General features: G+C 74.4%; 16 protein-coding genes and 1 pseudogene. 12 read left to right on the top strand and 5 right to left on the bottom strand.

The features are described from left to right. Nucleotides 1–125 precede the first annotated feature (125 nt). The 7 genes and pseudogenes from ACIQFU_RS06900 to catB form a co-directional block, all read left to right on the top strand. Nucleotides 126–899, top strand: a pseudogene (locus ACIQFU_RS06900) (extracellular solute-binding protein); the annotation flags it as partial. Between the two features lie 26 nt (nt 900–925). Next, nucleotides 926–1912, top strand: coding sequence for a carbohydrate ABC transporter permease (locus tag ACIQFU_RS06895; protein ID WP_402549557.1), 987 nt, complete (start codon nt 926–928; stop codon nt 1910–1912). Then, the gene (locus ACIQFU_RS06890; protein WP_402549556.1) at nt 1909–2772 is read left to right on the top strand and encodes a carbohydrate ABC transporter permease; all 864 of its coding nucleotides are present in this window, start codon (nt 1909–1911) and stop codon (nt 2770–2772) included. Before ACIQFU_RS06895 ends, ACIQFU_RS06890 begins: the two co-directional genes overlap by 4 nt. Continuing rightward, the gene (locus ACIQFU_RS06885) at nt 2769–3800 is read left to right on the top strand and encodes a hydroxyacid dehydrogenase (RefSeq protein WP_402549555.1); all 1032 of its coding nucleotides are present in this window, start codon (nt 2769–2771) and stop codon (nt 3798–3800) included. The genes ACIQFU_RS06890 and ACIQFU_RS06885 overlap by 4 nt, the downstream gene beginning before the upstream one ends. After that, on the top strand, nt 3797–5692 hold the full coding sequence (locus tag ACIQFU_RS06880; RefSeq protein ID WP_402549553.1) for a DUF2264 domain-containing protein: 1896 nt from the start codon (nt 3797–3799) through the stop codon (nt 5690–5692). Before ACIQFU_RS06885 ends, ACIQFU_RS06880 begins: the two co-directional genes overlap by 4 nt. Nucleotides 5693–5876: 184 nt before the next feature. Then, nucleotides 5877–6104 (top strand): hypothetical protein, encoded by a 228-nt coding sequence (locus tag ACIQFU_RS06875; RefSeq protein ID WP_402549551.1) that lies wholly within the window; start codon nt 5877–5879, stop codon nt 6102–6104. A 134-nt stretch (nt 6105–6238) separates the two neighbouring features. Further along, complete coding sequence (gene catB / locus ACIQFU_RS06870; RefSeq protein ID WP_402549549.1) at nt 6239–8518, top strand: catalase CatB; 2280 nt, start codon at nt 6239–6241, stop codon at nt 8516–8518. 69 nt (nt 8519–8587) lie between these two features. On the opposite strand, the gene ACIQFU_RS06865 is transcribed toward catB, so the two are convergent. Together ACIQFU_RS06865 and ACIQFU_RS06860 are read right to left on the bottom strand one after the other, a co-directional pair. Beyond that, complete coding sequence (locus ACIQFU_RS06865) at nt 8588–9469, bottom strand: diacylglycerol kinase family protein (RefSeq protein ID WP_402549547.1); 882 nt, start codon at nt 9467–9469, stop codon at nt 8588–8590. Between the two features lie 72 nt (nt 9470–9541). Further along, nucleotides 9542–11143: an FAD-binding oxidoreductase gene (locus ACIQFU_RS06860; protein ID WP_402549545.1), complete on the bottom strand. Its 1602-nt coding sequence runs from the start codon at nt 11141–11143 to the stop codon at nt 9542–9544. Nucleotides 11144–11214: 71 nt separating this feature from the next. Between ACIQFU_RS06860 and ACIQFU_RS06855 the strand changes: the two genes are divergently transcribed. Further along, nucleotides 11215–11832 carry a TetR/AcrR family transcriptional regulator gene (locus tag ACIQFU_RS06855; RefSeq protein WP_402549543.1) on the top strand — a complete coding sequence of 206 codons (618 nt, stop codon included), beginning with the start codon at nt 11215–11217 and terminating at the stop codon, nt 11830–11832. Beyond that, nucleotides 11829–13448 (top strand): glycerol-3-phosphate dehydrogenase/oxidase, encoded by a 1620-nt coding sequence (locus ACIQFU_RS06850; RefSeq protein ID WP_402549541.1) that lies wholly within the window; start codon nt 11829–11831, stop codon nt 13446–13448. The genes ACIQFU_RS06855 and ACIQFU_RS06850 overlap by 4 nt, the downstream gene beginning before the upstream one ends. Before the next feature lie 128 nt (nt 13449–13576). Here the strand turns inward: ACIQFU_RS06850 and ACIQFU_RS06845 are convergent, their stop codons facing one another. Then, nucleotides 13577–13855, bottom strand: coding sequence for a hypothetical protein (locus ACIQFU_RS06845; protein ID WP_402550016.1), 279 nt, complete (start codon nt 13853–13855; stop codon nt 13577–13579). A 174-nt stretch (nt 13856–14029) separates the two neighbouring features. Here ACIQFU_RS06845 and ACIQFU_RS06840 point away from each other — a divergent pair, with 174 nt between their 5' ends. Then, nucleotides 14030–14395: an STAS domain-containing protein gene (locus ACIQFU_RS06840; protein ID WP_402549540.1), complete on the top strand. Its 366-nt coding sequence runs from the start codon at nt 14030–14032 to the stop codon at nt 14393–14395. Between the two features lie 5 nt (nt 14396–14400). On the opposite strand, the gene ACIQFU_RS06835 is transcribed toward ACIQFU_RS06840, so the two are convergent. Together ACIQFU_RS06835 and ACIQFU_RS06830 are read right to left on the bottom strand one after the other, a co-directional pair. Next, entirely contained in the window at nt 14401–14829 is a 429-nt protein-coding gene (locus ACIQFU_RS06835) for an ATP-binding protein (RefSeq protein WP_402549538.1), read from the bottom strand. Between the two features lie 218 nt (nt 14830–15047). Next, nucleotides 15048–16412, bottom strand: a complete 1365-nt coding sequence (locus ACIQFU_RS06830) for an endo-1,4-beta-xylanase (RefSeq protein WP_402549537.1) — start codon at nt 16410–16412, stop codon at nt 15048–15050. A gap of 260 nt (nt 16413–16672) precedes the next feature. On the opposite strand from ACIQFU_RS06830, the gene ACIQFU_RS06825 reads away from it, so the two are divergent. Then, nucleotides 16673–19255, top strand: a complete 2583-nt coding sequence (locus ACIQFU_RS06825) for a SpoIIE family protein phosphatase (RefSeq protein ID WP_402549536.1) — start codon at nt 16673–16675, stop codon at nt 19253–19255. A gap of 133 nt (nt 19256–19388) precedes the next feature. After that, nucleotides 19389–22121, top strand: coding sequence for a SpoIIE family protein phosphatase (locus tag ACIQFU_RS06820; protein WP_402549534.1), 2733 nt, complete (start codon nt 19389–19391; stop codon nt 22119–22121). Nucleotides 22122–22271: the final 150 nt, after the last annotated feature.

Raw genomic sequence — 22271 nt, 5'->3', positions numbered from 1 at the left:
GCGCGGGCCCCCCCCCCCGGGTGGCACCCCCCCCCCCCCCCCCCCCGCCCCCCCCCGGCCCCCCCCCGCCCCCGCGGGCGGGGGCCGGCCCCCGCCCCGGGGGGGGGGGGGGGCGGGGGGCCCCCCCCCCCCCCCGGCTGGTGCTCTTCCCGACCGACGGGATGACGCAGTTCGCCTGCTACGCCTGGCAGGCGGGCGCCCAGTGGTTCGACACCTCGGAGGGCGCCTGGAACGTCTCCCTCGCCGACGCGCCCTCCCGGCGGGTCGCCGACTACTGGCAGGGGCTCATCGACCGGGACGACGTCTTCATGAACGCCGTCGAGAGCCGGCAGTCCGACGCGCAGATCGGCAACGGGCTGGTCCTCACCCGGCTCAGCGGCGCCTGGGACGCGGGCGCTCAGATGAACGCGCGGCCCGGGCAGAAGGGCCGGTGGCGTATCGCGCCCATGCCGCAGTGGGACACCGGCAGCCCCTCGACCGGCACGCACGGCGGCTCGACCTTCGCGGTCACCGAGGACAGCAGGCACCCGGAGGCCGCCATGGAGTTCATCGAGTGGCAGGTCTCCCACCCCGACGCCCTGCGCGCCCGGCTCTCCAGCGGCGCCAGCAGCCAGTACCCGGCCGCGCCCGGTCTGGTCTCCGTGGGCCGCGAGGCCTTCGACCGCTCGTACTACGGCGGCCAGGACATCTACACCCTGTTCGAGCAGGAGGCCGAGAAGATCGGCGACCAGTGGCTGTGGGGCCCGCGGATGAGCGCCACCCAGAAGGTCATGCAGGACTCCTTCGCCCGCGTCGGCGGCGGCCAGGGCAGCCTCGTCGAGTCGCTGCGCACCGCGCAGGAGGGCACCATGCCCGATCTCAGGGCCCTCGGCCTGTCCACCACCCAGCACAGCACCTGAGCCGACGAAAGGCAGGTGACACACCCATGACCACGACCACCCACTCACGGGTGCCGGCCGGTGCCGCGCGCGCCGCCTCCCCGGCACCCTCCGCCTCGGGCCTGCGCGCCCGCAGAGCGGCCAAGCGCCGTCAACTGACCGCCGCCGGCGTCCTCATGACGCCGTTCTTCGCCCTGCTGGTCACCGTCTTCCTGATCCCCGTCGGCACCGCCGTCTACCTCAGCTTCTTCAGCGACGACCAGCCCGGTCTCGGCTTCGGCCCCGAACGCACGGTCTTCGTCGGTCTGCGCTCCTACGCGGCCGTCCTCACCGACCCCACCTTCCTCGGCGGGCTCGGCACGGTCGCCCTGTACTGCCTCATCTACCTCCCGCTGATGGTCGTCGGCGCGCTCGCCCTCGCCCTGCTCCTCGACTCCGGAGTGGTGCGGCTGCGCGGCTTCGCCCAGCTCGGCCTGTTCCTGCCGCACGCGGTGCCCGGCATCATCGCGGCGCTGATCTGGCTGTACCTGTACACGCCCGGCATCAGCCCGGTCATCGAGCTGTTCGCGAAGGGCGACATCACGATCGACTTCCTGGGCGTGCACACGGTGGTCCCGTCCATTGTGAACATCGCCCTGTGGAGCAACCTCGGCTACAACATGGTGGTCTTCTACGCCGCCCTCCAGGCCGTGCCCCGCGAGGTGATCGAGGCCTCCGTGGTCGACGGCGCGGGGCCGGTGCGCACGGCGCTCCAGGTCAAGACGCCGCTGGTGCGGGCCTCCATCGTGATGGTGTCGATCTTCACCCTGATCTGGGCGCTCCAGCTGTTCACCGAGCCGATGCTGCTCAGCCAGTCCTCCCCGATGATCAGCTCGCGGTTCTCGCCCAGCATGTACATCTACGACGCGGCCTTCACCCGCAACAACTACAGCCTCGCGGCGGCCGCCTCGGTGGTCCTGCTGGTGTGCACCATCGCCCTGTCCTACGGCGTCACCCGCTTCACCGGCCGCGCCGACTCCGAGGAGGCCCGATGAGCGCCACCGACAGTTCCCTGCTGCGCCCCGGGCTGCTGGGCCGGGCGACCGTCAACGTGGTCGTCGCCGTCTCCGTCCTCTACACGCTGCTGCCGGTGCTGTGGCTGGTGCTCGCCTCGGCCAAGAACCGCGACGCGCTGTTCAGCAGCGACCTGCTCTCCCTGAGCGACTTCTCCTTCCTGCGGAACCTGAAGGACCTGTTCGCCATGGACGGCGGGCTGTACGGCCGCTGGTACGTCAACAGCCTGCTGTACGCGGTCCTCGGGGCGGCCGTCGGCGCGCTGGTGAGCGTGGCCTGCGGCTACGCCTTCGACAAGTACCGCTTCCGGCACAAGGAGAAGCTGTTCGGCCTGGTCCTCGCGGCGGTCATGGTGCCGCAGACGGTGCTCGCGCTGCCGCTGTACCTGATGGCCTCGGAGGCCGGCCTGGTCAACACCTTCTGGGCGGTGTTCATCCCGGTGCTGTTCAATCCGTTCGGCGTCTACCTCGGCCGGATCTTCGCCCGGGGCTACGTGCCCGACGAGGTGCTGGAGGCGGCGCGGGTGGACGGTGCCGGGGAGCTGACCACGTACGCCCGGGTGGCGCTGAGAATGCTCGGGCCCGGGCTGATCACCGTCTTCCTCTTCCAGCTGACCGCGATCTGGAACAACTTCTTCCTGCCCATGGTGATGCTGTCCGACCAGGACCTGTATCCCGTCAGCCTCGGCCTCTACCAGTGGAACAGCTCGGCGTCCGTGTCGCCCGAGTACTACCCCGTGGTCATCATGGGCTCGCTGCTCGCCGTGCTGCCGCTCATCCTCGCCTTCGTGCTGCTCCAGCGATTCTGGCGCAGCGGCCTGACCGCCGGAGCCGTCAAGTGACCGTGCACGCCCCCGGACCCGGCCACCGGCCCCGCGCCGCCGTGGCCATGTCCCCGGACGCCGCCTCGGCCGTCCTCGACCCCCAGTCCCTCGCCGCGTTCCGCCGGGTCTGCGACCTCGCGCCGTTCCCGGTGCTCGACGACCTGTCCACGGCGCGGGCGAGATCCGTACTGGCGGACGCGGAGCTGCTGATCACCGGGTGGGGCTGTCCGCCGCTGGACGCGGAGGTGCTGCGGGCGGCGCCACGGCTGCGGGCGGTGGTGCACACGGCAGGCAGTGTCCGAGGGCACGTCACCGACGCGTGCTGGGAGCGGGGGATCGAGGTGTCCTCGGCCGCCGCGGCCAACGCGCTGCCGGTGGCCGAGTACACGCTCGGCATGATCCTGCTGAGCGGCAAGCGGGTGCTGGAGCGGGCCCGCGACTTCCGGGTGTCCAGGACCCGCGGCGACTGGCTGCGCACCCCGCGCGGCGTCGGCAACTACCGGCGCACGGTCGGCATCCTGTCGGCCTCGCTGATCGGCCGCCGGGTCGTGGAGCTGCTGCGCCCGCACGACGTGGAGGTCCTCCTGCACGACCCGTACGTGAGCGACGCGGAGGCCGCCGGGCTGGGCGTCGAGAACGTGGGGCTGCCCGAGCTGTTCGCGCGCTGCGACACCGTCAGCGTGCACACGCCGCTGCTGCCCACGACCCGCGGTCTGGTGAGCCGTCCGCTGATCGACACGATGCGCGCCGACGCGGTGCTGATCAACACCTCCCGCGGGGCGGTCGTCGACCAGGACGCGCTGACCGACGCCGTGCTGGCGGGCCGTATCCGGGCCGTCCTCGACGTCACCGATCCCGAGGCGCTGGCGCCGGACCATCCGCTGTGGGACTGCGAGCACGCCCTGATCACCCCGCACCTCGCCGGTTCCGAGGGCAACGAGTGGCGCCGGCTGGCCGACCTCGCCCTGGCCGAGACCACCCGCTGGGCCTCCGGTTCCGGTTTTCTCCATCCCGTACGACGCGAAAGGCTGGCGTTCCTGGCATGAGCATCCCGTTCGAACTGCCCACCGAGGACCGTGCGTCCAGCCCGTGCACCGGTTACACCCGCGCCCACTGGGAGGCCGTCGCGGACGGGCTGCTGTGGGCCGCGTGGCGCTGGAGCACCCCGGGCCGCGCCCTGCTCGACCTGCCGGGACGGCCCTCGCGCTCGGGGGTGCGCTCCGACGGCCTGGAGGGCTTCGCCCGGACCTTCCTCGCGGCGGGCTTCCGCGTCGCGGGCGCGGACGGCGCGGACCCGCACGGCTGGCTGGACCGCTACGCCGAGGGCCTCGCCTCCGGCACCCGCTCCCCCGGCCGCGACGACACCGAGTCCTGGCCGCTGATCCTCGACCACGACGTGCAGGGCCAGCCCATGGTCGAGTCGGCCTCGGTGGCGCTCGGGCTGCGGCTGACCGCGCCGTGGCTGTGGAAGCACCTCGACTCCGGGGTCCAGGACCGTGTGGAGGAATGGCTGCGCGGGGCGCTGCGGCACGTCCCGGCACCGAACAACTGGTACCTGTTCCCGTACACGGTCGCCGGGTTCCTGGAGTCGGTCGGCCGCGGCGACGCCGAGACGGCCGCGGCCCGGCACCGGGCACTGGAGCTGATGGAGGGCTGGTACCGGGGTGGGGGCTGGTACGCCGACGGCGACGGACGTGCCTTCGACCACTACAACGGCTGGGCGCTGCACCTCTACCCGGTGCTCGACGCCCACCTCGGCGGCGACACCGACGCCCTCGCCCGGTACGGGGAGCGGCTGCGCGCCCACCTCGACGGCTTCGCCCTGATGTTCGGGGCCGACGGCGCGCCGCTGCACTTCGGCCGCTCCCTCACCTACCGCTTCGCCGCGTCGGCGGCCGTGGGCCTGGGCGCGCTGACCGGGCACACCCCGCTGGCACCGGGTGCCTCGCGGCGGCTGGTCAGCGGCAGCCTGCGGTACTTCGTGGACCGGGGGGCGCTGACGGAGGAGGGGGTGCTGAGCCTCGGCTGGTACGGCCCGCACGGGGCGACCCTGCAGCCGTACTCGGGTCCGGCCTCCCCGTACTGGGCGTCGAAGGCGTTCGTGTCGCTTCTCGCCCCGGCGGACCACCCGCTGTGGACGGCGCCGGAGGAGCCCGCGCCGGTGGAGGAGGGGGACCGCGTCCTGGCCCTGACCGCGCCGGGGCTGCTGGTGCAGGCGACCCGCGCCGACGGGATCGTACGGCTGCACAACCACGGCAGCGACCATGTCCGCCCCCACGAGGGCGAGTCGGCGGCCGAGGACGACCCGCTCTACGGCCGGCAGGCCTACTCGACCCGGACGGGCCCGACGGCGCGCGAGAACGTCGCGGACAACCACCTGTCCGTCGAGGTGGACGGCCGGTCCAGTGTGCGGCGCCGCGTGCATCCGCTGGGCGCGGGAGGCGGCGACGGCTGGGGCTGGGCGGCGTCCTGGCACCGGCCCGTCTTCGTCGCCGGGCCGCCGATGGTGCCGGGGCTGCGGGTGGAGAGCGTCACGGTGGCCCGGGGGCCGTACGAGCTGCGGGTGCACCGGGTCGTCGGGGCGCCGCCCGGGGCGCGGGTCACGCACACCGGATGGGCCACCGGCCCCGAGGAGCCCCTGACCTCCGCGCTGCACGGCCTCTACGGCTGGGACTCCGAGGCGGAGACCGTGCGCGCCCCGCAGGGCACCGCGTACGTCCCGTGGGCGGAGCTGCCCCGGCTGTCCGGTGCGGCGGGCGGCACCTCCGTGCACGTCGGCCTGGCCGCGCTGACCGGTGAGCCGGTGAGTGTGCAGGTGGCCGACGCGGTGACTGAGGTGGTGCCCGGCGAGGACGCCGTGGAGGTGGTGTGGGCGGCCGACGGGGCCCGCACCCGGGTCTCGTTCGGGCCGGTGGGGGTGACGCACACGGAGGGCTAGTCCGGTACGGCGTTCCGAGGGCTCCGATCCGCGGTCGCGGTCGGAGCCCTCGCCGTGCGCGCGCTCCCCGAGCGCGTCCCTGCCCGCTCCCTCCCGTGCCCCTCCCCCGTGCGCGCGCCCCCGGTGGCGCGCCGTGCCGGGGCCGGTGAGGCTGGAGCGGCACCCGTGAGAAGGAGCCCTCTCCATGCGCAAGTCGTCGTGCACCGTGATCGCGGCCCTGGCCGTATGGGTCCTGTGCGCCGCCGGAGCGGAGGCAGCGGTGCTCCGCGTCCCGGACCTTCCGGGCGATGTGACGGCGGGCGAGTGCGTCCAGGGCGGCGGAGTGATCGTCGTCTCCGCGGACGGCGACGGGACCGGTTCCTTCACGACGCTCTGCCGGGGCGGCGCCCACGACGGACAGACCATCACCTGAGCCGGCCCCTCCGTTCCTCGCGCCCATGCCTTGAGTCCCCGACGCTGGGTACGCGGTCACGGCCCACCACGGCAGTCGGTACCCGAACAAGACCGGGCGCGTGCAACGGCCCGCCCAGAAACGGAGAAAGGCCGATGAGCGAGGCCAATCCCCTCAAGCGAGCAGTCCGCAAGGTGACCGAGGGCCTGCACGGCGAAGCCGGTGGACCACCGGACGGCATCCCCGGCCGCCCCGGCCCCGAGTCGCCGCCCGTCGCCGAACCCACCGAGCCCCGCGAGCCGCTGCCCCCGAAACCGGACCAGAGCGGCCCGGACACGGTCTCACCGACCGGGCAGCCCACGGGCGCCGACCAGGCGCGGGTTGCGCAGTCCGGCAGCTATCTGACGGACGCCCAGGGGACACGGCTGTACGACACCGACCACTCGCTGAAGGCCGGGCCGCGCGGTCCCGTCCTGTTGCAGGACCATCATCTGCGCGAGAAGGTCATGCACTTCGACCACGAGCGCATCCCGGAGCGCGTGGTCCACGCCCGGGGCGCCGGCGCGCACGGTGTCTTCCAGAGCTACGGCACCGCCGCCTCGGTGACCAAGGCCGGGTTCCTGGCCGCCGACGTGGAGACGCCGGTGTTCACCCGGTTCTCCACGGTGGTCGGCTCGCGCGGTTCCTCGGACACCGTCCGGGACACGCGCGGGTTCGCGACGAAGTTCTACACCAGCGAGGGCGTCTTCGACCTGGTCGGCAACAACATCCCGGTCTTCTTCATCCAGGACGCCATCAAGTTCCCGGACGTCGTGCACGCCGCGAAGCCGCACCCCGACCGGGAGATCCCGCAGGCGCAGAGCGCCCACGACACCTTCTGGGACTTCGTCTCGCTGCACACCGAGGCGACCCACCACACCATCTTCTTCATGGGCGACCGCGGCATCCCGCGCTCCTTCCGGATGATGGAGGGCTTCGGCGTCCACACCTTCCGGCTGGTGAACGCCGAGGGCGTCACCACGCTGGTGAAGTTCCACTGGAAGCCCAAGCTGGGCGTGCACTCGCTGGTCTGGGACGAGGCGCAGACCGTCAACGGCGTCGACCCGGACTTCCACCGCCGGGACCTCGCCGACGCCATCGAGGCGGGCGCGTATCCGCAGTGGGAGCTGGGCATCCAGACCTTCCCCGACAACCCGGAGCAGACCTTCGAGGGCATCGACCTGCTGGACCCGACCAACCTCGTGCCCGAGGAGCTGGCACCGGTGCAGCCGGTCGGGCTGCTGACGCTGAACCGCAACCCGTCCAACTACTTCGCCGAGACCGAGCAGATCGCCTTCCACGTCGGGCACCTGGTGCCGGGTATCGACGTCACGGACGACCCGCTGCTCGCCGGGCGGCTGTTCTCGTACCTGGACACCCAGATCACCCGCCTGGGCGGCCCCAACTTCCCGCAGCTGCCGATCAACCGGCCGCAGGCGCCGGTCAACGACATGCTGCGCGACGGCATGCACCAGAGCGCCGTGCACCGGGGCGTGGCGCCCTACCGGCCCAACTCCCTCGACGGCGGCTGCCCGTTCACCGCGGGCGCGGACGCGAACGCGTTCGTCGAGGCGCCGGTGCGGGTGCCGGAGGGCAGGAAGGTCCGTAAGGCGCCGGAGTCGTTCGCGGACCACTTCAGCCAGCCGCGCCGTTTCTGGCTGAGCATGAGCCCGGTGGAGCGCGAGCACATCATCGGCGCCTACACCTTCGAGCTGGGCAAGTGCTACGAGCAGGCGATCCGGGAGCGGACGCTCCAGGTCCTCGCCAACGTCGACCCCGAGCTGTGCGCGGGCGTCGCCGAGGGCCTCGGCCTGCCCGCCCCGGAGCCGACCGTGCCACTGGCCGACGTCGAACCCAGCCCGGCGCTGTCCCAGGTGGGCGGTACCTGGCCGCTGGACGGCAGGGTAGTCGGCATCGTGACCGGCGGCGCGGACCTGGAGGGCGTGGGCGCGGTGCGCGAGGCGGTGCTGAACGCCGGGATGGTGCCGCTGATCGTGGCCCCGACCGGCGGCACCCTCGGCTCCGGCGACGCCGCGCTGACCGTGCAGCGCAGCTACGTCACCGCGCGGTCGGTCGAGTTCGACGCCGTACTGGTCGCGGGGACGCCCGACATGGGCGGCGACGCCTACACCCCGCGGGACTACAAGGCCGGCCCGGCGCCCGCGGGACCGGGGACGATCGACCCGCGGGTGAGCCTGCTGCTGTCGGAGGCGTTCCGGCACGGCAAGGCGATCGGTGTCTGGGCCGGCGGCACGCCGGCGCTCGAGGCGTCGGGGGTGCCCGCCGACGCCCCCGGTGTGATCGTCGCCGACTCCGGCACCGCGGCCCTGGAACAGGTCACGGAGCTGATGGGCTCGCACCGGGTGTGGGAACGCTTCACCACACCGCGGGGCTGATCCGCCGGACACTGCGGGATGCCGGGCACGGACGTCGGTGCCCGGCATCCCGCAGTGTTCGGCGCCTGTTCAGCACAGGACGCGCAGCGCGCCGGGCAGCGCCCGGGCCGTGACGGGCACGACGGCCTCGACCTCGCCGTCGGCGCCGTAGGGTATCGCCCGGTCCGCCTCGATGCGGACCTCCCGGCCGCGCACGACGTGTACTTGGGGCCGGTGGACGTGGGCGCCCGTCGCCAGTTCGTTCATCAGGGCGAAGAACAGCCGTCGCGGCGCCCGGTGGATCATCACCACGTCGAGCAGGCCGTCGTCCACGCGGGCGGAGGGGGCGATGAGGCGGTTGAAGCCGTAGTAGCCGGAGTTGGCGGCGACGACCGTGTAGCCGGTGAAGGCGTGCTCCTCGCCGTCGACCGTGACGCGGTAGCGCGTGGCGCGCCACCCCGCGACGGCCCGGACCGCCCCCGCGTAGTAGGAGGCGGCCCCCCGCAGCAGGCGCGTGGTGTTGGCGTGCCGGTTGGCGAGCGCGTCGACACCGGCGTACACGCTGCCGAGGACCACGGTGCGGTCGTGGACGGCGGAGGTGACCTCGACGGTGTCGACCGGGCGGGGGTCGCCGTGCAGCAGCACCTCGGCCAGTGCGGCCGGCTCGGTGGGCAGCTTCAGGGCCCGGGCGAAGTCGTTGCCGCGTCCGGCCGGGACGAGCCCGAGCACGGCGCCGGTGCCGCTGAGGGCACCGCCGATGCCGCCCGCCATGCCGTCGCCGCCGACGGCGAGCACCACCCGGCCCCGCTCCCCGGCCTGCCGGGCGAGTTCGCGGGCGTGCGCGAGGCTGTGGCTGTACTCGGTCTCCAGTCCCGCCCCGGCCTCCCGCAGCAGCCGGGCCACCCCGAGGAGCGCGGCGGCCGAGGTGGCGCCGCCCGCGGTGGGGTTGACGACGGCGGTGAACTGTCGCATCGATGTGCCTCCGGGCTGACGGGTGGTGCCGGACTGTTGTCTCACGGGGTGCGGGCGCGCCGGGCGTCGGGGTCAGTCGGCGGGCAGCAGGACGCCCGGGCTGAGCAGCCCAGTGGGGTCCAGGCTCCGCTTGACGGCGCGCAGCGCCTCGACGCCGAGGGGGCCCACCTCCCGGACGTACCAGTCGCGGTGGTCGGTGCCGACCGCGTGGTGGTGGGTGATGGTGCCGCCCGCGGCGAGGATCGCGTCGTTGGCGGCGTGCTTGGCCCGGGTCCAGTGCGCCACGGCGTCCTCGCCCTGGGCGGAGACGACCGTGAAGTAGAGGGAGGCGCCGTTCTCGTAGACGTGCGAGATGTGGCACATGACCAGGGGCGGGGTGCCGGACTCGGTGAGGGTGGCGGTGAGCGCCTCGCGGACGGCGGTGTACAGGGCCGGAAGGCGGGACCAGTGGGCCGCGGTCTCCAGGGTCTCGGCGAGCGCGCCGGCGTCGAGCAGGGAGTCGCGCAGGTACGGCGCCGAGTAGCGGCCGTGCGCCCAGCGCTCCCCCGGTTCCTCCCCGGCGCAGGTGCCGCCGTTCTCGCGCAGGACGGCGGCGGCGCCCTCTCGGCGGTGGGCGGTGTCCTCCTCGGTGCCCTCGAAGCCGACGACCGCGAGGCATCCGGCGTCCTCCTGCTGCTCCAGTGAGGTGCCGATGGCGTCGGGCTGGGCGAGGCCGACCAGGGTCTCGGTCTCGTCGGACAGCCGCAGCACCGTGGGGCGCGGGCCGTCCTGGGCGAGCCGGCGCAGGGCGGCGGCGCCCTGCTCGAAGGAGGCGAAGCGCCAGCCCTCGTAGCGCCGGACCTCCGGCAGGGGCCGCACGCGCACGGTGACCGACGTGATGACCCCGAAGGCGCCTTCCGAGCCGAGGACGAGCTGGCGCAGGTCGGGTCCGGCGGCCGAGCGCGGGGCGCGGCCCGTGTCGAGGGTGCCCGCGGGGGTGGCGAGGGTGAGGCCGAGGACCATCTCGTCGAAGCGGCCGTACCCGGCGGAGGCCTGGCCGCTGGAGCGGGTCGCGGCGAAGCCGCCGATCGTGGCCCACTCGTAGGACTGGGGGAAGTGGCCCAGGGTGTAGCCGTGCTCGGCGAGCAGCGCCTCGGCCTCGGGGGCGCGCAGGCCGGGCTGGAGGGTGGCGGTGCGGGAGACCTCGTCGAGGTCGAGCAGGCGGTTCATGCGGCGCAGGTCGAGGGCGACGAACGCGCCCTCGCGCTCCGGGGCGAGGCCGCCGACGACGGAGGTGCCGCCGCCGAAGGGGACCAGGGCGAGGTGGTGCTCGGCGCAGGCGGCCAGCACGGCGAGCACCTCGTCGTGGCCGTCCGGGAGGACGACCGCGGCCGGGGTGTCGGCGGTGTCGCCGGTCCGCATCCGCAGCAGGTCGGGCGTGGACTTGCCGCGGGTGTGCCGGATGCGGCTCTCCGCGTCCGTGCGCACGTCGTCCGCGCGGTCCCCGACGGCCGCCCGAAGCGCGCCGAGGGCGCCCTCGTCCAGCGGTGACCCGGGGACGGCGATCTCCGCCAGCGGGAGCGAGGCGGCGTCGCGGGTCCTGACGCCGAGCAGCTCGCGCAGCAGTCCGGTCACCGTGTCGGGCAGCGGCGTCGCCCTGGCCGGGTCGCCCCAGCCGTTCCACAGCATGTCCATTGCCTGTCGTCCTCACGGTCGCTTCGAGGGATGCCGTCCGCACCACCCCGCTGGGCGTTACACTGTGACACATGACGCCCAACCGTCACAACCACTCGAGCAGGCAGACCCCCGCCGACAACGACACGGTGCTGGACGCCGTGCGCGACTGCGTGATGGCCGTCGGGGTGCGCCGTACGACGATGACCGACGTCGCCCGCCGGGCCGGCGTCTCCCGGATGACGCTGTACCGGCGCTGGCCGGACGTGCGGTCCCTGGTCGGCGACCTGATGACCCGGGAGTGGATCGCGGTGGCCACCGGCGCCGTCCCGGCACCCGGGCAGGCCGCCGACACCCGCTCGCGCATCGTCGACGGCCTGGTGGCCGGGGTGGAGGCCTTCCGCGGCCACCCCCTCTTCCGCAAGATCGTCGACGTCGATCCGGAGCTGCTCCTGCCCTACGTCCTGGACCGGCGCGGGGCCAGCCAGGAGGCGTTCCTCGGGCTGCTGGCCGAGGCCCTGGAGGAGGGCCACGCCGACGGGTCGGTGCGCGGGACGCACACCGGACGGCAGGCCCGGTCGGTGCTCCTGGTCGTGCAGTCCTTCGCCCTGTCGCTGCGGACCATGACCGACGAGGACGACGCCGAGTTGGCTCCCGCGGCCCTCCTCGCGGAGCTGCGCACCATCCTGGAGAGGACCCTCACGCCATGAGCCCCACCGACCGCCCCGCCGCCGGGGCCTCCCTGTCCGCCGCACGGCGCTCGCGCGAGCTGGCCGACACCGTCGGCGGCCCCGTCGTGGACGTGCTCGTCGTCGGGCTCGGCGCGACGGGTGCCGGCGCCGCCCTGGACGCCGCCGCCCGCGGCCTGAGCGTCGTCGCCGTGGACGCCCACGACCTGGCCTTCGGCACCTCCCGCTGGAGCTCCAAGCTCATCCACGGCGGCCTGCGCTACCTCGCCTCCGGCCAGCTCGACGTCGCCCACGAGAGCGCGGTGGAGCGCGGGGTGCTGATGGAGCGCACGGCGCCCCACCTGGTGCGCGCCCAGCCGTTCGTCCTGCCGCTCACCCCTCTGGTCTCCCGCGGCCAGGGCGCGCTGGCGTGGGCCGGGTTCCGGGCCGGCGACACCCTGCGCCTCGCGGCGCGCACCGCCCGGGCCACGCTGCCCGCGCCGCGGCGCCTGTCCGCCGTGGAGACCCGCCACCTCGCCCCGGCGCTGCGCCCGGACCGGCTGCGCGGCGGCCTGCTGTCCTGGGACGGCCAGCTCACCGACGACGCCCGCCTGGTGACGGCGCTGGCCCGCACGGCCGCGGCCCGCGGGGCACGGATCCTGACCCGGGTCAGGGCACTGGAGCTGACCGGATCAGGGGCCCGCGTGCGCGACGAGCCGACCGGCGAGGAGGGGGTGATACGCGCCCGCGCGGTGGTCAACGCCTCCGGGGTGTGGGCCGACGGCCTCGTGGACGGCATCCGGATCCGCCCCTCCCGCGGCACCCACCTCGTCCTGCGCTCGGAGCAGCTCGGTCCGCTCCCGGCGGGCCTGCACGTGCCGATCCCCGGCGAGACCAACCGCTTCGTCCTCGTCCTGCCCCAGGGCGACGGCCGCGTCTACGTGGGCCTCACCGACGAGCCCGTGGACGGGGACGTCCCGGACGTGCCCGAGGCGCCCGAGACCGACGTCGGCTTCCTGCTCGACGTGCTCGGCTCGGTGCTGGACGTGCCGGTCCACCGCGAGGACGTGGTGGGCGCCTTCGCGGGTCTGCGCCCCCTGCTCGACACCACCCCGTCGGACCGGTCCGGCGGCGGGCCCCGCACCGCGGACGTCTCCCGCCGGCACGCCGTGCTGACCTCGTCCGAGGGCGTGGTCACCGTGGTCGGCGGCAAGCTCACGACCTACCGGCGCATGGCCGAGGACGCCGTGGACGCCGCCGTCGCCGCCCGCGGCCTCGCCGCCGGCCCGTCGCCCACCGCCGCGCTGCCCCTGGTCGGCGCCGCCGCCCCGCACACCCTGGTGGGAGTGCGCGCGCCGCGCCGTCTGGTACGCCGCTACGGCACCGAGGCCCCGGCCGTCCAGGCCCTCGCCGCCCGCGATCCCCGCCTCGCCGGGCGCGTACTGCCGGACCACCCCGTCACCGGGGCCGAGCTGGTGTGGGCGCTGCGGCACGAGGGCGCCCTCGACGAGGCCGACCTGCTCGACCGGCGCACCCGCATCGGGCTGGTCCCCGAGGACCGTGCGGCGGCCCTGAACGCCGTACGCGACCTCGTCGGCGAGATCGGCGGGAGCGGCGGGAGCGGCGGGAGCGGCGAGGTCGCGTCGGGCCGGGGCTGACCCGCCGGGCCTGCGGGTCCGCACGGCGGCCGCCCGGCTCGCGGGCTGGGGCGCCGAGCCGGGCGGGGCGGCCGAGCGGAGTCGGCCGGGGCGGCAGGCGACCCGGGGGGGGACGGGCGCCTGCCCGGTCAGGTACTTCGGCCGTCCTCCTGGACGGCCCTGCGGAGTTTCGCCTCGATCTTGTGCCGGGACCGGCCTCCCTCCTTGACGTACTCCGACATCGCGGTCCGCGCGTCCCGGTCCAGGTCGCGCCAGGCCCGTACGGCCGTCTCGTAGGTGTGGGACTGCCGCGGGGTCCACTGATGCTGCGTGGGCGGCCCGTACGAGTCGCGCAGCTCCTCGACCCGGTGCTGTGCCAGGTCCGCCGCGCGCCGCTTGTGCACGAGCTCCTCGAATGTGTGTGCCACCACACCTCGACCGTAGTCAGAGCAGCGCCGTCGCGCGCGTCGAACCCGGCACGACCGCTCCGGCCGATGCGCTCCGGGTCCGCCCAAGTGGTCCACTCGGGCGGCGAAGAGCCTTAACATCGACCCACCGACGGCGGCCGGGCACATGCGGCACACACGAGAGGTGAGGTCAGCGTGGCGGAGATCGAGGGAGCGGCGCTACCGGAGCGGCTGCTGATCACCCGCACCACCACGGGCGACGGCGTCAGCCTCGTGATCCTCGCCGGAGAGGTCGATCTCGACGGCAGCAGTCAGCTGCGCGAGGTCCTGCTGGCATCGGTGGAGTCGGCGCCGGGCACGGTGGTGGACTTCGGCGAGGTGGGGTTCCTGGACTCCAGCGGCATCAACGTACTGATCTCCGCGCACCGGGCCGCCGAGTCCCGCGGCGTCTGGTTCCGGCTCGCCGCACCCCGCGACGCCGTCGAACGCGTGCTGCGGCTGGTGGGCGTCGACGCGCTCATTCCCTGCTACCCGAGCGTGGAGCGGGCCCTGACCGCCTGACCGGGTCAGGTCAGCGGCAGGCGTGCGTACACCGTCTTCCCCGTCGCGTGCGGCCTGGTGATGACCTCGTCGCACAGCCGCGTCACGATCTCCAGCCCGTGCCTGCCGACCCGCACGGGGTCGCGGGGCAGGAAGGTGGGGAACGCGTCCCCGGTGTCCGACACCGCGATCTCCACGCGGTCGCCCACCAGGGTCAGCTCCAGCCTGCAGGGGCCGGGCGCGTGCCGCAGCGCGTTCGTCACCAGCTCGCTCGCGACCAGCCGGGCGGCGTCCAGGAAGGTGTCCGCCAGGGTCACGCCCCGCTCGGCGAGGCGCGCGGCGAAGCCGTGCACGACGTCCCTGGAGGCGGGGATCATCGCGGACCCGCCCCTGAACTCCACCACCGCGGATACGACGGAGCCGTCCGCGGTGTCGGGTCCGTGCGCCGGATTCATACCGAGCCTCACCGTCCGGTCCGGGGCCGAGTGGAGGGAGCGAAGGTCCCCGGCTCTCACGATACGCACCAGGGCGCTCGCGACGATCCGTTTGCCCCAACTTCCGCCGGACGCGCCGTCTTTTGGAGGTGCCCACCGCCTTCACGGCAGCCGGCGCCGCCCCGGCCCGTGCTGGACGGGGGCGGGGCGGCGCCGGATGCGGTGGACCGATCGACGGGTCAGGAGGCGGTGCAGGTGCCGACCGTGGGCGCGGCGTCGCTGCCGTTCTTCGCCACGGTGAACCCGAAGCTGGTCGACGCGCCGGCGGCCAGGGTGCCGTTCCAACTCGGCCGTACCGTCATGACGTTGCCGCTCCAGGTGGGCGTGCCGTTCCAGAGGGAGGAGACGGACTGCTGCGCGGGCAGGGTGACCGTCGCGGTCCAGGAGCCGATCGGCTCGCTGCCCGCGGTGATGGTGACCTCACCGTTGTAGCCGCTGTTCCAGTCCGCGGTCCTGGTGTACGTGGCCGTGCAACTCGCGGTGCCGTCACCCGGGTCGCCGGGGTCGCCCGGGTCGCCGGGGCCGCCGGGTTCGCCCGAGCCGCCGAGGGCGGACAGGACGGCGTCGTAGGCGGGCTTCTCGCCGTAGTCGCCGTCGAACAGCAGCGGGGTGCCGCCGCTGCGCCACGAGTACTTGTCGGTGACGCCCCAGACGGTCAGGCCGGTGCAGCGGCTGACCGCGAGGCAGGCCTCGACCACCTTGGTGTAGTTGGCGGCCTGCGCCGAGCCGGAGCCCTCGATGTCCAGCTCCGTGATCTGCACGTCCACGCCGAGGTCGGCGAAGCGCTGGAGGTTTTGCCGGTAGTCGGACGGGACCGGCGAGTTGCTGTTGAAGTGGGACTGGAAGCCGACGCAGTCGATGGGCACACCGCGGGACCTGAAGTCCTCGACCATGGCGTAGACGGCATTGCTCTTCGCGTTGACGCCGTCGGTGTTGTAGTCGTTGTAGCAGAGCTTGGCGGCCGGGTCGGCGGCGCGGGCGGCGCGGAACGCCTCCTCGATGAAGCCGTCGCCGAGCTTGTCCTGGAAGGGCGAGCTGCGCCGGGCGCCGCTGCCGCCGTCCTGGAACGCCTCGTTGACCACGTCCCAGCTGTGGATCTCGCCCTTGTAGTGGCCCATCAGCCCGTTGATGTGGTCCTTCATGGCGGTGCGCAGGTCGGAGGCGCCCAGCGAGCCCACCCAGGAGGGCAGTTGGGAGTGCCAGACGAGGGTGTGGCCGCGCACGTCCATGCCCTGGCTCTGCGCGTGGTCCACGATCCGGTCGGCGGAGGTGAGGGTGAAGGTTCCGCGGCTGGGCTCGGTGGCGTCCCACTTCATCTCGTTCTCGGGGGTCACCGAGCTGAACTCGCGGTCCAGCGTGGCGGCGTAGTCGGCCTCGCCGAGGTGGTTCGCGGCCACGGCGGTGCCGAAGTAGCGGCCCTGGCCGGCCGCCGCGGACCCCAGCGAGTCGGCGGCTTCGGCGGAGTGCGCGGCGGCCGTCAGCGCGGCCGCGGCCACGAGACCGGCGGTGGCCGCTCTCGACAGGCGTCTCACAGTCATGCTCATGTCATCCCGTTCCTCGAATCGGTGTGCGGAGGCCGTTCGGAAGGGCGGAAGCCGCCGAAGTTCGCCCGGGGGGAGGCCGAAAGTTTCGGTCTGATTTCCGAATGTCGCGGAGGAGATTACGGACTCCGGTCCCCGAGGTCAACGCCCCGTCACCACCGCGTCACGCTCACCCGTGCGCACCGACCACGTGCGCGACCGGTCGGTGGTGGCGCATTCTTGCCGTGTCACCCGCGCGGCGGCGCACGGACGAGGTGGGGCCGATGAGCACAGGCGCCGAGAACGCCGGGCGGACCGCCCGGACGCCCGGACGGCTGACGGCGCTGCTGATCGACGCCTCCACGCGGGCGATCGGCGCGGCCGGCGGCCGTGTGGGGGGCGTGTACCTGCGCTCCCCCACGCCGGGCCTGCTGCGGCTCGCCGTCCTCGCCGGACTGCCCGGTCCGCTGTTCCGCCCCTGGTGGCGCCTGCACGCCGACAGCCCGTTCCCGGTCGCCGACGCCTACCGGCTGGGCGTCCGCGTGGTGCTGCCCAACGCCGCCGAGACCATGCGCCGCTATCCGCAGTTCGCGGCCGGTCTGCCGTTCCCCTTCGGGTCCCTGTACGTGCCCGTCGCCGGCGCGAGCCGCACCTACGGCGTCCTGACCGTGCTGTGTCCCCCCGCCCCGCACGCCGCCGACGTACTGGAGGGCGCGGACCTGGTGGCCGGCCTGGCGCAGGACCTGGGCGCGGCCCTGGAGCGGCTGGAGGCGGGTGGTGACGCGCCGCCGGTCGCCTGGGAGGGCGGGCCGCTGTGTGTGCGGCCGCCCGCTTCAAGGCGGCATCCGCGGCGCGCCGGAAGTTTCGGCTGGGAGCCGGACTCCGGCACCGTCACCCTCGACGAGCCGTTGTGCGCCCTGCTCGGCGTCGCGGCCGAGGTCGCCGGCACCCCGACGGCGCTCGGGGCGCTCACCGGCGTCCTGGCCCCCGAGGACGGGCACCGGATCGCCGCGGCGCTGCGGGACGCCGCCGCGGGCAGTCCGCCCCCGCTTCCCCTGCACGTGCACACCGCGGACGGTGCGCTGCGCCTGGTGGAGCTGTGGCGGCCCCGGTCCGCACCGCTCGTCGGCGGGCCGGTGCGCGGCGCCGTGCGCGACGCCTTCGACGGCGCCGTGGCCGACGCGGCGGCCGACCTGCTGCCGGAGGGCGTCATGTGCGTGGACCGCCTCGGCACCGTCGTCTACGCCAACCCCCGCGCCGCCCGGCTGCTGGGCGGGCCGCGGGCGGGGCTGCTCGGCCGCTCGCTGTGGGAGGCCCTGCCCTGGCTGGACCAGGCCGCCTACGAGGACCACCTGCGCGGCGCCCTGCTCTCGCCGGAGCCGGTCCGCTTCCACGTCCGGCGACCGCCCGACGCCTGCCGCGGCACCACGCCGCAGCCCTACGAGGGTGACTGGCTCGCCGTCCGCGTGTACCCCGGGCCGGACTTCCTGACGGCCACCCTCCGCCCGGCCAACCGGGTGGCCGACGCGTCCCCCGGTCTCACCCCCGAGCACGGCGGGCCGGAACGCGGCGGGTCCGATCCGGCCTCCGGTCCCGAGGCGGGCGACCCGGCACCGCCGATCGCCACGACGGCACCGAAGTACCGCCCCATCGTCCTGGCCGTGGCCCTCACCGAGGCGGTCACCGCCCGCCAGGTGTCCGCCGTGGTCGTACGGGAGCTGCTGTCGGCGTTCGGCGGCCGCCGGCTCGCCATCTACCTGCTCCAGGACCGCCATCTGCACCTGGCGTGGGAGACGGGCTTCCCGCCCGGCTTCCTCGCGCCCTTCGAAGGGGTGCCGCTGGACGCCCGACTGCCCGGGGTGGAGACGCTGACCAGCGGCCGGCCGCTGTTCTTCGACACGATGCAGGCACTGGCCGCCGCGTATCCGGGCATCCCGCTGGACGCCACCGAGGGCGCCCGCGCCTTCCTGCCGCTGATCGCCTCCGGGCGCCCGGTCGGCTCCTGCATCCTCGGCTTCGAACGGTCGCGGGGCTTCAGCACCGAGGAGCGCACGGTGCTCACCGCCCTCGCCGGGCTCATCGCCCACGCCATGGAGAAGGCCCGGCGCTACGAGTCCGAGACCGCGCTCGCCCGCGGGCTGCAGGAGGTGCTGCTGCCCCGGCGGCTGCCCGCGCACCCGCTCCTCGAGACGGCGGGCCGCTATCTGCCCGGCACCCAGGGCATGGAGGTGGGCGGGGACTGGTACGACGTGGTGGCCTCCGGGGAGAGCATGGCACTCGTCATCGGGGACGTGCAGGGGCACGGGGTGCAGGCCGCGGCCACGATGGGGCAACTGCGCAGCGCCGTGCGCGCCTTCGCCCTCGGTGGCCGTCCGCCCGACGAGGTGATGAGCGGCGTCAACCGGCTGCTCGCCGATCTGGACCCGGGCCTGTTCGCGAGCTGCTGCTACATCCGGCTCGACCCGGCCACCGGACGGGCCTGTGCGGCCCGCGCGGGACACCCGCCCCCGCTGCTGCGCCACCCGGACGGACGCACCGAGGCCCTCGACCTGCCCGGCGGGGTCGTGCTCGGGGTGGACCCGGGCGCGCCCTATCCGCTGACCGAGTTCGAGGTCGAGCCCGGTGCCGTCCTCGCCCTCTACACGGACGGCCTCGTGGAGCGGCCCGGCACCGACATCGACGACGGGATCACCGCCCTGCGCCTCGCGCTGGCCCGGGCCGGAGCGCCCGCGGCGCGGCCGGGGAGCCGTTCGCTGGCGGGGGTCGCGGACCGGATCGTCGTGACCGCCCGCCACACCGCGGACCGCCCCGACGACATCGCGCTGCTGCTCGCCACCCGCCGTGCCCGCCCCGGGAGCTCCCGGTGACGAGAGGCGGACCCGGCCCGCGGACTCCCGGCTCGAACACCCCCGGCACCCGTCCGGCGGCCCCCCGTGTCACGGGGAGTGCCCCTCGCCTCTCCGGGCCCGGCAGTGTAGACATGAGCACATGGTCCGACTGATGGGTCGATCGGGAGAACGGTCACCCCGTCGTCCCGGCGGCCCGCACGCCCGACACCGGCAGGACGCGGACCGGTCACGGCGGGGAGCGGACGCGGGGCGGTCCGCCTCGGCGCTGCGCTCGGCGCTGTCCGGACGCAGCGTGGCCGGCCAGGTCTTCGTGATGAACGTGGTCATCGTGCTGTTCCTGGTGGTGGCCGCGGCGGTCGCGCTGGTGCTCCAGGTGCGGCACGACAGCACGGTGGAGGCCCGCAACCGGTCCGTCTCCGTGGCCGAGACGTTCGCCAACTCCCCCGGCATCGTGGAGGCGCTGCGCAGCCCCGATCCCACGGCGGTGCTCCAGCCGCGCGCCGAGGCGGTGCGCAAGGCCACGGACGTGGACTTCGTGGTCGTCACCAACAACGAGGGCATCCGCTACACCCACCCCAAGCCGGACCGCATCGGCAAGAAGTTCGTCGGGAACATCGCCCCCGCGCTGGCCGGGAAGACGGTGACCGAGGAGATCGAGGGCACCATCGGCCCGCTGGTCCAGGCGGTCGTGCCAGTGAAGGCCCCCGGCGGGAAGGTGGTGGGCCTGGTCTCGGCCGGCATCACCACGGAGAACGTGGGCGGCGTCGCCGACCGCCAGCTGCCCCTCGTGCTGAGCGCGGCGGCCGTCGGACTGGCCCTGGCGACGGGCGGCACAGCCCTGGTGAGCCGACGGCTGCTGCGGCAGACGCACGGCCTGGGGCCGCACGAGATGACCCGGATGTACGAACACCACGACGCGGTCCTGCACAGCGTCCGCGAAGGGGTGCTCATCGTCGGCGGCGAGGGCAGGCTGCTGCTCGCCAACGACGAGGCGCGGCGCCTGCTCGACCTGCCCGCCGACGCCGAGGGACGGCACGTCAGCGCGCTCGGACTGCCGTCCGACCTGGCGGAGCTGCTGGCCTCCGGCCAGGCCGCCACCGACGAGGTGCACCTGGTCAAGGACCGGCTGCTGGCCATCAACCTGCGGCCCACGGACGTACGGGGCGGTCCGGCCGGCAGCGTCGCGACGCTGCGCGACTCCACCGAGCTGCGGGCCCTGTCCGGCCGGGCCGAGACCGCCCGGGAGCGCCTGGACATCCTGTACGCGGCCGGAGTCGGCATCGGCACGAGCCTGGACGTCACCCGCACCGCCGAGGAACTGGGCGAGCTGGCCGTGCCCCGGTTCGCGGACTACGTCACCGTGGACCTGTTCGACACCGTGCTGGCCGGCGGTCAGCCGGACAGTGCGACGCCGCTGCGCCGCACCGCGCTCAGCGGCATCAGCGAGGAGGTCCCGCTCTATCCGGTGGGCCGGCGGATCCGCTACGTGGACTCATCCCCGCAGGGCCGCACCCTGCTCACCGGCCGGGCGGTCCTGGAGCCCCGCCTCGGGGAGGCCCCCGGCTGGCAGGCGCAGGACTTCGAGCGCTCGGCCCAGGTGGTGGAGTACGGCGTCCACTCGCTGATCACCGTCCCGCTGCGCGCGGGCGCCCTGGTGCTCGGGGTGGTGAGCTTCTGGCGTTCGGTCAAACCCGAGCCGTTCGACGAGGACGAGCTGGCGCTCGGCGAGGAACTGGTCGCGCGGGCCGCGGTCTCCATCGACAACGCCCGCCGCTACACCCGCGAGCACAGCATGGCGGTGACCCTCCAGCGCAGCCTGCTCCCCCGCAGGATGCCCGACCAGAACGCCCTGGACGTCGCCTACCGCTACCTGCCCGCGCAGGCGGGGGTCGGCGGGGACTGGTTCGACGTGCTGCCGCTGTCCGGGGCCAGGGTCGCGCTCGTGGTCGGCGACGTCGTGGGGCACGGGCTGCACGCCGCGGCCACCATGGGCCGGCTGCGGACGGCGGTGCACAACTTCACCGCCCTCGACCTGCCGCCCGACGAACTGCTCGGGCTGCTCGACGAGCTGGTCGGGCGGATCGACCAGGACGAGGCAGCCGACGACACCGCCCCGGTGACCGGCGCGACCTGCCTCTACGCGATCTACGACCCGGTCGCCGGCTCCTGTGTGATCGCCCGGGCGGGCCATCCGCCGCCGGCCCTGATCCGTCCCGACGGCACCGTGGAGTTCCCCGAGGTGCCGGCGGGGCCCCCGCTGGGCCTGGGCGGCCTCCCGTTCGAGACGACGGAACTGCGACTGGCGGAGGGCAGCCGGCTCGTGCTGTACACCGACGGGCTGGTCGAGGACCGCGTGCACGACATCGACGTCGGTCTGGAGCACTTGCGCCGCGCGCTGGAGACGGCCGGCGAGACGCCCGAGGAGACCTGCCGGACCGTCCTGGACGCCCGGCTCCCCGACCGGCCGGGCGACGACATCGCCCTGCTGGTCGCCCGCACCCGGACGCTGGGCCCGGACCAGGTCGCGGAGTGGGAGGTCCCGAGCGATCCGGCGGCGGTCGGCGAAGTGCGTTCCCAGGTCACCCGGCGGCTCGGCGAGTGGGGTCTCGACGAGCTGGTGTTCACCACAGAGCTGATCCTCAGCGAGCTGGTCACCAACGCGATCCGGTACGGCGGCGAGACCGTCCACGTCCGGGTGCTGCGCGACCGCAGCCTGATCTGCGAGGTGTTCGACAGCAGCAGCACCTCGCCCCATCTGCGCTACGCGGCCATGACGGACGAGGGCGGGCGCGGCCTGTTCCTGGTCGCGCAGCTCGCCGAGCGCTGGGGCACCCGCTACACACCGGCGGGCAAGGTCATCTGGGCGGAGCAGCCGGTGCCCTGACGGGCGCGGGGGCGGTCACCCGCCCGAGCCGGCGCGGGCGCGCGGGCGCCCTCGGTCCGTACCAATCTCGTGCGGGACGGGTGTCCAGCGCGCCGATTGTCTGGTAGGAAACTTTCCTATCAGTGCCCGGCACTCCCGACCCCCACGACA

Source organism: Streptomyces sp. NPDC093065 (genome assembly GCF_044754585.1).
Taxonomy (GTDB): domain Bacteria; phylum Actinomycetota; class Actinomycetes; order Streptomycetales; family Streptomycetaceae; genus Streptomyces.
The sequence above is the reverse complement of the archived record's forward strand: the minus strand, read 5'-3'. Positions and strand labels throughout refer to the sequence as shown.

What these genes read in the sequence shown, in the direction of transcription:
- ACIQFU_RS06855 (WP_402549543.1), top strand. Translation starts at nt 11,215, where the DNA reads ATGACGCCCAACCGTCACAACCACTCGAGCAGGCAGACCCCCGCCGAC.
- ACIQFU_RS06825 (WP_402549536.1), top strand. Translation starts at nt 16,673, where the DNA reads ATGAGCACAGGCGCCGAGAACGCCGGGCGGACCGCCCGGACGCCCGGA.
- ACIQFU_RS06890 (WP_402549556.1), top strand. Translation starts at nt 1,909, where the DNA reads ATGAGCGCCACCGACAGTTCCCTGCTGCGCCCCGGGCTGCTGGGCCGG.
- ACIQFU_RS06895 (WP_402549557.1), top strand. Translation starts at nt 926, where the DNA reads ATGACCACGACCACCCACTCACGGGTGCCGGCCGGTGCCGCGCGCGCC.
- catB (WP_402549549.1), top strand. Translation starts at nt 6,239, where the DNA reads ATGAGCGAGGCCAATCCCCTCAAGCGAGCAGTCCGCAAGGTGACCGAG.
- ACIQFU_RS06880 (WP_402549553.1), top strand. Translation starts at nt 3,797, where the DNA reads ATGAGCATCCCGTTCGAACTGCCCACCGAGGACCGTGCGTCCAGCCCG.
- ACIQFU_RS06835 (WP_402549538.1), bottom strand. Translation starts at nt 14,829, where the DNA reads ATGAATCCGGCGCACGGACCCGACACCGCGGACGGCTCCGTCGTATCC.
- ACIQFU_RS06865 (WP_402549547.1), bottom strand. Translation starts at nt 9,469, where the DNA reads ATGCGACAGTTCACCGCCGTCGTCAACCCCACCGCGGGCGGCGCCACC.
- ACIQFU_RS06860 (WP_402549545.1), bottom strand. Translation starts at nt 11,143, where the DNA reads ATGGACATGCTGTGGAACGGCTGGGGCGACCCGGCCAGGGCGACGCCG.
- ACIQFU_RS06830 (WP_402549537.1), bottom strand. Translation starts at nt 16,412, where the DNA reads ATGAGCATGACTGTGAGACGCCTGTCGAGAGCGGCCACCGCCGGTCTC.
- ACIQFU_RS06820 (WP_402549534.1), top strand. Translation starts at nt 19,389, where the DNA reads ATGGGTCGATCGGGAGAACGGTCACCCCGTCGTCCCGGCGGCCCGCAC.
- ACIQFU_RS06875 (WP_402549551.1), top strand. Translation starts at nt 5,877, where the DNA reads ATGCGCAAGTCGTCGTGCACCGTGATCGCGGCCCTGGCCGTATGGGTC.
- ACIQFU_RS06850 (WP_402549541.1), top strand. Translation starts at nt 11,829, where the DNA reads ATGAGCCCCACCGACCGCCCCGCCGCCGGGGCCTCCCTGTCCGCCGCA.